At 47.6% G+C, this 12,470-nt stretch carries 10 protein-coding genes; 2 read left to right on the forward strand and 8 right to left on the reverse strand.

Translation table 11 applies throughout. The annotated features are described in order from the left end of the window. Nucleotides 1-17 precede the first annotated feature (17 nt). The 3 genes from CEK71_RS00760 to rpe all read right to left on the reverse strand — a co-directional run bounded on the left by CEK71_RS00760 (nucleotide 18) and on the right by rpe (nucleotide 4,897). Nucleotides 18-1,049 (reverse strand): hypothetical protein, encoded by a 1,032-nt coding sequence (locus CEK71_RS00760; protein WP_088617592.1) that lies wholly within the window; start codon nucleotides 1,047-1,049, stop codon nucleotides 18-20. 12 nt (nucleotides 1,050-1,061) lie between these two features. Beyond that, entirely contained in the window at nucleotides 1,062-3,842 is a 2,781-nt protein-coding gene (locus CEK71_RS00765) for a tetratricopeptide repeat protein (RefSeq protein ID WP_088617593.1), read from the reverse strand. A 383-nt stretch (nucleotides 3,843-4,225) separates the two neighbouring features. Beyond that, nucleotides 4,226-4,897 carry a ribulose-phosphate 3-epimerase gene (gene rpe / locus CEK71_RS00770; RefSeq protein ID WP_088617594.1) on the reverse strand — a complete coding sequence of 224 codons (672 nt, stop codon included), beginning with the start codon at nucleotides 4,895-4,897 and terminating at the stop codon, nucleotides 4,226-4,228. Between the two features lie 296 nt (nucleotides 4,898-5,193). On the opposite strand from rpe, the gene CEK71_RS00775 reads away from it, so the two are divergent. Next, on the forward strand, nucleotides 5,194-6,051 hold the full coding sequence (locus tag CEK71_RS00775; RefSeq protein WP_088617595.1) for a fumarylacetoacetate hydrolase family protein: 858 nt from the start codon (nucleotides 5,194-5,196) through the stop codon (nucleotides 6,049-6,051). Between the two features lie 26 nt (nucleotides 6,052-6,077). Here CEK71_RS00775 and CEK71_RS00780 read toward each other — a convergent pair whose 3' ends face one another. The 5 genes from CEK71_RS00780 to CEK71_RS00800 all read right to left on the reverse strand — a co-directional run bounded on the left by CEK71_RS00780 (nucleotide 6,078) and on the right by CEK71_RS00800 (nucleotide 12,068). Continuing rightward, on the reverse strand, nucleotides 6,078-7,679 hold the full coding sequence (locus CEK71_RS00780) for an ATP-binding protein (RefSeq protein ID WP_088617596.1): 1,602 nt from the start codon (nucleotides 7,677-7,679) through the stop codon (nucleotides 6,078-6,080). Continuing rightward, the gene (locus CEK71_RS00785; protein WP_088617597.1) at nucleotides 7,676-8,344 is read right to left on the reverse strand and encodes a response regulator; all 669 of its coding nucleotides are present in this window, start codon (nucleotides 8,342-8,344) and stop codon (nucleotides 7,676-7,678) included. The genes CEK71_RS00780 and CEK71_RS00785 overlap by 4 nt, the downstream gene beginning before the upstream one ends. A 49-nt stretch (nucleotides 8,345-8,393) precedes the next feature. Continuing rightward, nucleotides 8,394-9,062, reverse strand: coding sequence for an RloB family protein (locus CEK71_RS00790; RefSeq protein WP_088617598.1), 669 nt, complete (start codon nucleotides 9,060-9,062; stop codon nucleotides 8,394-8,396). Next, entirely contained in the window at nucleotides 9,055-10,350 is a 1,296-nt protein-coding gene (locus CEK71_RS00795) for an AAA family ATPase (RefSeq protein ID WP_088617599.1), read from the reverse strand. The genes CEK71_RS00790 and CEK71_RS00795 overlap by 8 nt, the downstream gene beginning before the upstream one ends. A gap of 77 nt (nucleotides 10,351-10,427) precedes the next feature. Further along, nucleotides 10,428-12,068: a PQQ-like beta-propeller repeat protein gene (locus CEK71_RS00800; protein WP_232463728.1), complete on the reverse strand. Its 1,641-nt coding sequence runs from the start codon at nucleotides 12,066-12,068 to the stop codon at nucleotides 10,428-10,430. A gap of 212 nt (nucleotides 12,069-12,280) precedes the next feature. Between CEK71_RS00800 and CEK71_RS00805 the strand changes: the two genes are divergently transcribed. Then, a complete protein-coding gene (locus CEK71_RS00805) occupies nucleotides 12,281-12,469 on the forward strand; it encodes a DUF6726 family protein (protein ID WP_088617601.1) in 189 nt (62 codons plus the stop codon). Nucleotide 12,470: the final 1 nt, after the last annotated feature.

The following is a 12,470-nucleotide window of genomic DNA, read 5'->3' on the forward strand; positions in this document are numbered from 1 at the left end:
AGCATCTGAGGATAAAGTTATGCATTCACCAAAAACCACTGATAATATCCGCCGTCTTTTTCGGTAGAATAAGGGTCGGTAAAATAATTTTGTAAATCTTTTCTATGGCGATAGAGGATACGAGCCTCGTTGGTCACTTTCTCGCCATTCGCATAGTAGCCGTAATACCACGTTTTGGGCAACCGCTCATCTTTAAACTCGATAACCTTGCGCTTATACCAGGCCCACAACTCATAGACCTCGACATTATCCTTCGCATAGCGCTCCGTCATTATGTCACCAATTGGCCCTAATTTGGTAAAATGATAAAACTTCAGCGTATCATTCTTAACTAAAATAGTACCCTCATCGGTGATTTTAATTTTTCTATGGCCTAAGTTCCAACTGGCGACATTACAGCCATAATCCCGCAGAATATACAGTTCGCTGAAATAACAGGGAGCTAGGTCGCACAATTTTTGGTCAACAAAAATCCCCTTGTCTTTCTCGTCGAAACAAAACGCTTGTAGGCGGTCACTCCACCACGTCGCAAATTGGTTGCCTTGCTTGTTATTTTTAACGGCCACAAAGCCCAAGTTAAAAACGCCATGCAACGATGAACACAACTCGTTATCTTGGATGGCAAACACCTCATGTTTGCTTTCCGGTTCCAACTGGTGCGGAGTCAGGACAATGCTGTAAGTATCGAGCAACCTTTCGATAGAACCAAGGCTATCAAAAACAGCGATGTCAGGGTCTAAATAAATGACTTTTTCGCAGCCTTGGGCCAGCAAATATTCTAAAAACGGCCCCTTTACCGCCGTACACAACTCCACCACATCATGCTTAAACATCCATTGGTTAACGTTTTGTACCGGCAGGTCGGTACTCCAAAACACCTTATCAAACGGCTCGGCACTCCAATCGTGGCTATAGACTTCATCAGGATAATCGGTTAGCAGCAACCAAAACGTATAATCGGGATTATGCCTTTTTAAGCTGGTCGCCAGCACTTTGGCACGATCAAGATAATAATAGTTGCAACTGGTATAGACATGGACATCGCTCACTGGGCACCTCAATCAATTAACGTTTTCAAGAACACACGCTGACATAACGCCAGGCTTTAAGGTATAGGTATAGGCTTTGGAGGCCTCAAGCAACTGGTCGACAGCCCCACCCGAAAACATAGCCACCAATTGCTGGATATTGTCGTATATCTGGCCGCACTCATATTGCTGAATCAACGCCACCACATTGCCGCTATCTTTGTGCGCGACCAACGCCGCCCCTGAAACCAACGCTTCGTGGGCAGTAAAACAAAACGTTTCCGGCCACTTTGAACCCAACACCACCACATCTATCGCATTATCTTTTAATGCCGTAATCATGGCATCCGGGTCGGTGTTAGAGACATGGACACTGAGATGGGTGATATGCTTTACCTCAGGATTATTAACCCCAAATACATAAAATTTATATTTGCCGCTAGCGCCAAACGTTTCGGCTAATTTTTCAAACTCAAACCAGCCTTTATGACCGACTAATTGCCCCAAATAAGCCACCCTAATTTCTGGATGTTTTTTCGCTTTTGGAACCGGCAACAGCGTTTTCTCCAAATACCGATGCGGGGAAACGACCACATTTTTATAAGGCAAAGTCGTCTTATCGACAAAAATTTGCGCGGCGACCGCTGAAGGGGCAATCAATGAGAAAGGGATTGTGCCAAATAAGGTTTCAAACTGCGCCAAATGCTTGACCCTATCGTCATGGTAAACGCATATTTCACAGCCAGCCTTATCAATTTTAGGCGCATTACAATAAGTAATGTCGTTTCTCAATAAAGTATATTGCGGGCAGATCATAAAATAATCATGCAGCCACAGATAGGCTTGGTTAAATTTAAAGGCGCTGTGCAAGGCCAATAACGAATCGACATTACAGCCCAATAAAGAATGGATCAGCATCAGCCACTCTTTGTCACCCGAATAGTTAGCGCTATAGTCAGAAAACACCTCAACCAAGCAGTCGCTGCTGACAAAGCCCACCCAAGTGCCATTCAGGCTCATGCCATAATAGAATGTCCGCGCCGTCTCAGCAAAATCCAGAATCGGCAGGGGTTGCTTTGGGTATAAATGGATATACAAATAGCCCTCGGCATTAAAAAGCTCCAGTTCTTGCTGAATCGCCAATTGAATGCCGCCCACACCCGACATGGCATTGTCATGGCTGACCGACAAAACAATGCTGGTGCTGTCGGTCAAGAACTTATCCAACAAAAGGCTAAGGATAGACTTGCCGACTAAAGGGTTCCGGTCACGGGTCAGCCAATGCTTGGCACGGCTCTCTAATGTTTGCAACGTGCCGAGAGTTTTTCTTTCAGCCGCAGCGTACGGCTTATAAGGCCGCCCCTCGTAACGCCCTGAAACCGTATAATGATAAAACGGATTGACACCGCTATCCTTAACATCATGATTGTTATCCAAATAATATTTGGACTCAAACTCCAAATTCGGATCAAAACCTTTTGCTGCCCCGACAGTAAGATAATGGGCAATCGGATCAACTTGCTCCTTTCTGACTTCGGGATACTTAGTCAGATAATAAGAGATGTCAAAACCGTCCTTGATCTTTTCGTATTGATATTTCAGGCCATCATCCAATTCGATGATCTTGGTGACGACATAATCTGCTATCAACCCAGCCACTGGCTCAACAACCGCCTCATCTTCCTCACCTTCTGCGGTATCGGTAACGGCAGTGCTTTCGTAGCGGTCAGAAATATGCCCGCTCATATCAATAAAACCGTACTTGCTCCATTCCTCCAACAACTCAAGGGTAACGGGGTCGGCCATCACCAACAAATACTGGTCAGTACCGGAAACTTGGCAGGTCAGCAGGTGTTTGATGGTTTTATCATGGAAATCAAATTGTCCGTCCAGACAGACATCACTCCATTTTAAGCTGAATTCGCAGCGCACGGGTACGCCATAGATAGCCGACACATAGGTATCCACCGTATCGGTGACAACCGTGCCCAATTTTTTATTATCCAAGAAAATATCCAAGGCAACGGGTGCGTCTGGTTCCGCGGCCATATCGAAAAACCAGCCACGGATGCCTTCCTCATTCACAGAGCGGATACAGCCGTATTGCCCCTCACGGGTCGATTGGGTAATCCCCGGATGGATTATTTGCGGATTTTCCACCCCATAATCAGCGAGTAAACTCTCATATAACTCCGCCACTTTTTGGTAAAAATAAGCCGCTTCCGTCGTTTCACAAATGCCGGCATACAAAAGGGCGATTAATTTAGTGATGTCAAATAACTGCCCGTCATCCAAATGATCAGAAATAAGTTTCTTATATTCATCTATCACAATCAGGGTATTGAGCTGTTTTAGGCGGATTTTTTCCAATCGCGCCAGCAACGCATCTGAGCGGTTCGGGTTTAAATCAACCGCCCGTTGAAAATACAAGGCGGCAACATTAAACTCGCCCTTCATCTCTAAAGCGTTACCTAAACCTATATAGCCCCAAACCACAGGCTCGCGGCTTAATATTTCTTGATAATAGCTTATCGCCAGATCAAGCTTGCCTTCCATGAAGCACCGCTCTGCCAAGCGGCCAATATACTCAATCCGATGGGAATCCAACTCATAAGCCCGACTCAGATAACCAAGAATTTGGTCATTATTAATGCCTTTTTGGCGGTAAATTTCCGCGCATAAATAATGCCCTTCCGCTTCATCAGGAAATAACTGTAATGCCAATTCCGCCATCTCTAATGCGTCATCAAGCTTATTATCATGAAACAAGGCCTTAATATCACCAAATACTTGGATAGCTGTTTTTTCATTCATATTTTGAATTTCCAATAAATTTATAGAGGAGGGATAACCTCTCAAAGAACGGCTTAAAAATATCTTATCTACAGTAGTTTTATTGCTACACGCGGATTAACTTAAAATGAGCATTTTTGAAAGAAGAAACATTTTTGCACGATGGCAATGATAGGGGTATAGGCAGTAACCCACTAATTTATGACGATTAAAACGCTTGGCATGTCTGTCGGCTGAGTTGTCGGCCATTACAGGCCTTTAGCGACAATAGGGTGATACCCTATGCAAACTGGGATAAAGCTAGAAAACTTTTCCAAAGAAACACCGCCACAACCGATATTGAGGTTGCGGCGGCATTTTCAGAATCTGACAGCCTGCCGTATCCTTGCCGGATACCCGTCAGCTTACTCGGCCAACGCTAATTCCACCCGCATATCATCAATCACTTTTTTATAATCCGGTTGGTTAAAAATCGCCGAACCGGCCACAAAAGTATCGGCGCCCGCCGCCTTAATGGCACGGATGTTATCGGCTTTGACTCCACCGTCGATTTCTAAACGAATGTCTAAGCCGCTGTCATCGATGATTTTTCTGACTTGGCGCAATTTGTCCAATGCGGAAGGGATAAACGATTGGCCGCCGAAACCTGGATTGACCGACATCAATAAGATGATGTCCAGCTTATCCATAACGTAATCCAGATAATGCAAAGGAGTACCCGGATTAAATACCAAACCCGCTTTGCAACCGTTGTCATGGATCAATTGCAATGTCCGGTCAATATGTATAGACGCTTCAGGATGAAACGTAATAATGCTCGCACCTGCTTTGGCAAAATCAGGGATAATGCGGTCAACAGGTTCTACCATTAAATGCACGTCAATCGGTGCAGTGACACCGTGCTTTCTTAATGCTTCACACACTAAAGGCCCGATGGTCAAATTAGGGACGAAATGGTTGTCCATCACGTCAAAATGGACAATATCGGCCCCAGCAGCCAACACGTTATCGACTTCTTCGCCTAATTTGGCGAAATTGGCGGATAAAATAGAAGGGGCAATCCAATTTGGTTTCATTTCTCGTATTCCTCGTTATTAAAAAAACCCGTCAGCAATTGTTTCACTGGGGGTACTTACGTTATAGTTTATTGTTATATTGTCTCCACCGCCGCCTATCGGCAGAGCCGCCACGCCCTGTGCTTGTAGAGTTTAGCAAACGATAACATTGCCGACACAATACCGTCAATTGTAAATAAGTCACAGAGTGGCCGAGCTTTGCCCATCAAAACGCATCAAGACCTAAAAATATCAACCAGTTACCCTATTTACCCATAGCCGCACTTTACTAAAAACTTTGCTACTAGGAACCCATCATGAAACTCGTCACCTTTACGCACCAAAATAGCACCCGAATGGGTGCAGTCGTCGGCAACTATGTCATTGATAGTGATGGTAGCCCCGACCTGCCCGCACAAATGTTGGACTTTCTCGCGGCAGGCACTACTGCAATGGCCGCGATGCAACAATGGCTTATCAGCGGTCAGGGTAGGCGCATCCCTTTAAACGAAGTTATCCCAGCATCACCTGTGCCAAGACCAGGAAAATATCTGGCCATCAGCCTTAACTATGCCGACCATATTGCCGAGACAGGCCGTGAACGCCCCGAATATCCCAGTTTTTTCACCAAACAAAGCACTTGTGTCATCGGACACGGCACGGCCATCCAGCAACCGAAAGTATCCGATAAGCTCGATTACGAGGGTGAACTGGCCTTTGTCATCGGTCAACGCTGCCGCCATGTCCCCGTAGACAAAGCCCGCGAAGTCATTGCCGGTTTTACCGTCGCCAACGATGTCTCCGTGCGGGATTGGCAAATGCACGCCCCGACCATGATGGTCGGCAAATCGTTCGACACTTGCGGGCCATTAGGGCCGTGGCTAGTCACCGCCGACGAAATCCCCGACCCGCATAATCTGACAATTAAAACGTGGGTGGACGACGAGTTGCGGCAAAACGCCAATACCGGACAAATGCTGTTTAACTGCTATGAAATGGTCGCCTATTTATCGCAGGCCATGACCCTAGAGCCCGGCGATGTGATCGCTACCGGCACACCAGCGGGGGTTGGGGTAAAAATGAAACCGCGCGGCTATTTAAAGCCGGGGCAAACCGTGCGCGTAGAGATTGAAGGTATCGGCACTTTAGCAAATCCGGTCATTGCCGAACGGTAAAGTATTTATCTTAAGTGCTCTGCGGCCTATTCCGCCAAGCTTTTGAAAAAACTCAGCTTGCGTTGCCACGATTGGTTGCTGTCGGCTTTTTGCAAAGGGAAGCCGATAGTCACTTTCAGGCCGCCCAACTGCGACACACCCAGTATCAAATCGGCATTGTGGATGGCGGCAATACGCTCGACAATCGAGAACCCCAAGCCCGTACCCGGCGCGGTATGCGCCGTTTCCGTACAACGGTGGAAGCGTTGCAGGGATTTTTCATACTGGTCAGGGGCAATGCCCGGCCCCGAATCTTCCACCGATAACAGCAACTGACCGTCTTTCTCTACCAAGCTAATCAGGATCGAACCTTTGGCAGGGGTATACTTAATGGCGTTATCAATGATGTTACGGATTAAAATCGCCATCAGCGGCGGATTCACCTGCACAGGCGGCGGGTTATCCTCGACAAATTCCATAAAAATGCCTTTTTTATACGCTTCCGGCTCCAATTCGGCGACGATCTGCACCACCTCACGCCCTAAAGGTGTCGGCTCTTGGGTCAAAAATTCCGCGCTGGATTCAATCCGCGAAAAGGTCAACAATTGTTGCACCATATAGGTCATCCGATTGACCGCCTGCTCGATGCGCTTTAAGGCCTGCTTGCGGACATCATCATCATGGGTACGCAAAGCCACTTGGGCTTGGGTCAATAAACCCGCCAACGGTGTCCGCAACTCATGCGCGGCATCCGAGGTAAAACGCCGCTCATGCTCAAACGCCTGCTCAAGCTGGGCGAACAGGTTGTTAATTTCGTAGACCACGGGCAAAATCTCATTGGGCAGTTTGCGCGTGGACAAAGGCTTAAGATAACTGGCCTCACGCTTGGACAATGACCGCTCTAGCCTATCCAAAGGCTTTAAACAATGCCCGACAATAAACCAAATCACCAAGCCCAAAAACGGCAGGCCTATCAACAACTGCAACGCTGTATGCGCGGAAATTTCATCGGTCAATTCGGCGCGGATCTCTTCCTTCTGCCCGACATGCACCACATATTGGCCTGTCGCATCGGAAATACTAAAGACATGCCATAACTGCCCGTCAATATTGGCTTGGCTGAAACCGTCATCCTCTTTAGAAAAAGCGAATTTAGGCGCGCTTTCCGAGCGCAGCAACAGGCCATCTTTTTTCGACCAGAGCTGGAAAGCGATTTTGCGCTCATAATCCCGGCCTAAGGCATTGGCTTGCAGGACATCATCAAACACATACCATAACTGGCTGTCGATACGCCCCTTATCAAAACCCTGCACAGAAAAATTTGGCTTGTCGTTAGACTGGGCAAAAAAATCGGTATTCCATGCCCATAACTGCACACCGTTTTTGCGCTTAAACTTATGCTTTAAAGCATAATCATGGAGATTTTTATCCAACTGCCCTTGGCTCCATAAACTCGACAACGAGCCTTCACGCAACAAGCTTTCGACAAAGGCATGTAACACCCGTGCCGATTGCGACAGCTCGGCATCGAACAGATTGGCGACTTCGGTGCGGGTCTGCTTGTAACTGACATAGGCGGCAATGCCCCAAATCAGCATCGCCGCCGACAGCAAACTGACCAGCAATAACTGGCGTAAGGAATAATTCATTGTCCGGTGTCGCTGTCAATAATGTAACCGACCCCGCGCACCGTGCGGATCAGGCTGGCATCAAGCTTTTTGCGCAAATGGTGGATATGCACCTCCACCGTATTGCTTTCGATGTCGGCATTCCACGAATACAAACTCTCTTCCAACCGGGCGCGGGAAATCACCCGCCCGATATTGCCCATTAAAAAATTAAGTATCTCGAATTCTTTTTGCGACAACTCAACTTTTTCATTGTTGAATGTCACCTGATGCGCCGCCGGGTCCAGCACCACACCTTTGTATTCAATCGTCGGCACACTCCGGCCTTCATTGCGCCGCGCCAACGCGCGGAGCCGGGCACAGACTTCGTCCAGATCAAACGGCTTAATGACAAAATCATCGGCGCCGCTGTCCAGCCCCAACACGCGGTCCGGCACGGTATCCCTGGCCGTCAGCACCATGACAGGCGTTTCGTCCTTACGCGAGCGCAGGGCGCGTAGAATCGATAATCCATCCATATCCGGCAGATTTAAATCCAATACAATCAGCTCATAGCTGTTCAGCTTCAGTGCCTCGTCCGCTAACTTACCGTTGGTCAGCCAATCCACCGCATAGCCTTCCATCGTCAAACCAGCGACCAAACCGTCACCGAGTATCTCGTCATCTTCTACTAGCAAAAGTCGCATAGGCTTATATTTTTCCCACAGGGGTTAAATTAGGTTCAGAAAACCATTTTCAGGTAGTTTTATGCCCATCCCCAGAGCTAGGCACAATGCCATTTTGTATAATTTTATCCAATAACCGATAGAGCGTGGTTGACGGGTTCCCATACGGATCGCCCGTAGCCTCATGCCCGGCCAATTGCCGTTCTGCGCGGGTTCTGGCTACCGTAAACCTATCTTTAATGGCTTCAAAGTCAATTATTTTACTGCCGTCCGACTGATAGCTTGGCATGTGTTCCGCCAATTCCCGTTGCAACTTATGCCTGTGAATAGGGGCTTGATGGTCTGCAAAATGCAATAACGGCCAGATTTCTATGCAGGGATTGGATATGGCTATCTGCACGTTATTGGCTTTGGCCATATCAAGCGCTTGGGGGATATTGGGATGCTCATCCCTATCGAATACCGCCCAGACTTCAAACAGCTTATCAAAACTATCGGTTTTCTTCCGCCCGTCACGCGCCTTTTTTCGGGCGACAGCGGTCTGCACAATCGTTAAGGGCGCACCGGCCGGGGCTACCGTCTCAACCTCCACCAAGCCGTTACCATAATGCCTGGCAAAACTTTTCAAATATGCCGGTTCCGTGTTTTTGCCTTCGCAGACCGCGATAATTAAAAACTTAGGGGACTTATTGGCTGGTTTCCGGCTTGTCGACCTGGAGGACGGAATTTTTCTAGCCATTGGAAGAGCTTTCGCTTTGGAAAAGCTGTTGCATATCCCCCAAGAACGGAATGGCACCAAACCGCCCTTCTAAATAACCTTTTTGGATATTGTCCGTTGCGCGTAATTGGTAATCCGTTAAAGGGGCGATGACGGTCACGCCATCCGGCGCTTTTTCAGAAAACCAAATTTGGTCACGCCTTAAGATATTGCTGCACAAAATATGGGTTTCATGCGTGGTGAAGAGCAACTGCGCCCCTTTGGGGTTGGTTTCTTTACGGTTAAACAGCTTGATTATTTGAATCGTTAGGAGTACATGCAGGCTAGATTCAATTTCATCGACAATAAAAACACCGCCCTGATTTAAGACTTTAAATGCAGGGGCTAATAACGCGACCATCGCTTTAGTGCCAAGGCTTTCCTCTTCTAGCTCAAACGGTACGAAATCGCCATTTTGACCTTGATGAACCAATTCAATTGCGTCATCATCTTTAAAAAAACTTTCCCAATCTAAGGAATGCCCCGGCGATAACTCCTTCCGATCATTTAAGAAATTAAGCTCCGTATTATCAGACTCTTTTATTTCTAACCTAATCGCCTTTATTCCAGCCCCAGCGTTTTTGATAAATTCACTAACTTGCTCCAGTGTGCCGTAAAACTGAAGCAATTGGACAATGGTTGCCGAGGACAATGCAGATTCAAATTTAAAGAAGAAATCGGAACTAAAATAACTATAAATTGCCGCTAAAAGTTCGTGATTATTTTGGGCCGCCGTACTCAAATATAAGCTGTTCGCCCTAGTAAGCTTGGCAATAAGCCTATTTTCACCTTTTAAATGGCTGCTGAATTTATAGACATTCTCTTCGGCTATACTTCTATGAAATAAGACCTTCCTAGATTTACGCTTATCATAAGCATAAGCAAACAACCATTCTTCTGTCACCGCCTCATCATTAATTTTAAATCCATAATGATAATGCCTATTGGCAAGAATAAAATCTATGTCGAACTCGCTTACTTCAACTTTGGCATTGGAATTTAGCTTAAAGATAGGCCGCTTAATGCCATTTGGCTTAGCTTGCGTATAAGAATCATTAATAAAACCCACTAAAAACGCCAAGGCCTCAATCATATTCGTCTTCCCTGACGCATTCGCCCCATAAATGCCAATACTGGGCAAAATAGGCTCAGGGATGCCGACGTTTTTCAGCACATCAGCCTGCGGGTCTTTCAAGCTAGAGGCAGTGAACAGCAATTCTTGATAGCCATAAATGGATTTGTAGTTGGCGCATCCGAAACGAATCAGCATTGGCGTAATAAAGGATTTAACGTGACGTATAAGCTCGATTTTTGCATTATTTTGGTAAAAAGTCTAATTAGACACACCTAACCGCCAATCCGATAGGCCTCGATCATCGCCTTACCCGTATCGGGCATTTTGGACGACAGATAAATCATATCCCCGACAATCAACGGCATGGACAATTGCCTGCCAGTACCTTGCAGGGTCTGTTTAACGACCACCGCCCCGTCTTGGGCGCGGATACCGTACAGCGTACCGTGGGTGCCGATGTCGACAATCCAGATAATCGCCTCGCCGTTAGTGCCCAAATGGGTGGTGAGGGCCGGAAAAGAGGGGTGGCTTCTGAACATCTGTAAGGCCTCGGCCTGCCCTGCCTTAGGAAACGTCCAAAAGGGCTTGAGTTTGGGCTGGCCATCGACTAAAACCACTTTTAAAGCAACCACGCCCGATGAATGGGTCTGGTCGGCATTGAAGGCCGGGATAACCACAACCGGATCACCGCCCACAGCCGTTTGCACAGGCTGGGTCACAATCATCCCCGCCCAGCTCAGCTTACATAAATCGGTTGCCGAACCGCACACAGGGGCGATTTGCAAGCGGTCATATTGTTTGCCCAACTGCTCGGCATCAATCAAATAAGCCGCCCCATCCTTACCCGCTTGCACCAACACGGTCTGCCCGTTCGGCAGGCTGACTTTTATCGGCGTGTTGCCGCCTAAATCATAATCCATCCACGCCAAACACTCCCAAAAATCCTTATCGTCACATTCATGGTAAGGCGGTTTTAACGGTGCATTATGCGCCGCCAAACGGGGAATAAACAGATTTTTACAAGACTCCAAACAAGCGGTGCTGGGTTGCTTCGGGTTAAAGGCCTCGCACAACTGGGCATCACACGCGGCGTCAAACTGCAAGCCGGGTTTAACCCGCAGCAAAGCATTGGCATAATCATGCCGCACCAAATCGACTTGGCCATTACCTGTGGGGATAAACAAATCGACATCACCTTGATTATCGACCACCAGCGGCCCGGTCGGCACCCACACGCCGCCGCCACAAATCATTTCCTGCGTGCCGTATTCCATTTTCACCGGGCAATCGGCTTCGGGCGTGGTCAATAAGACATTTTTAACCGCTCCCGCCACGCCCTGCCGCCGCCAAGCATCCATATCGATTTCAAAAACCCAGCCATGATAAGGCTGCACATCACCCGCATTGCCAAACGCGGCATAGACCAAGCCGTATTGGCTATCGACCCTATCAATATGTTTTAGCTCGGCATGGGAAAAAACGGTCGGCGGATTAAATTTGACCATACCCTTACCGTCGGAACTGGGCTGTTCGGCGGTAAAGGTCAAGCTCGGAAAACTGTCGTCAATGCGCTGACGCTTAAGGTCGACCACCACCAATTGGTGGCGGGTGCGCACCCCCTGCCGCAAACATTGATAAGAAACCACCAATTTATCGCCTATCATCACAGGCGTAGAAATCAGTTGGATTTGCTCGCCAGGATCGGCGGGCATTTGCAACCGCCACAATAACGTGCCCGTTTCCGCATCCAATATCGCCACGACCCCATCGGATGCAGGCACAATCAGGCGCGGCTTACCGTGAGCGGTATCCAGCAAGGGCGAGGCAATAATACTGGCCGCGAATGCCGATGACGGTAAATTGACGGTAGGGAAGATTTTTGCCAACGGTAAAAGGCCATTCTGCACAGACATTGCAGGATCAAAAGAGCTACACGCGGATAATATAATACTGGCAACTAAAAAGCCGCAACGGCTCAATGCAGATTTCATGAAGGCCTAGAACAGAAAAATAAAGGGCTTAAGAAGAAGGGTTAAGGGGAAAAGTTCAACACAGTTGCTGTTTCAGACGGAGCAGGTTATTGTACGTTTTCGATTAGCTGTTTTATGACACTTAGGAGTTCAACATGAAAGTAAAAAATGCGCTGTTATTGGTCGCTCTGGCCAGCCTGTTACAAGGCTGCTTGTTTACCAAACTTGTCAGCGTCCCGATGCGGGTCGGCGGCGCGGTCGTTTCTATCGTACCTACAGTAGGCAATACCGCACATGATGCGATTGATGAAGCGGCAGAAAAGGTTGACGACCTGCCGATTTAAG

It is taken from the genome of Methylovulum psychrotolerans, assembly GCF_002209385.1.
Taxonomy (GTDB): Bacteria; Pseudomonadota; Gammaproteobacteria; order Methylococcales; family Methylomonadaceae; genus Methylovulum; species Methylovulum psychrotolerans.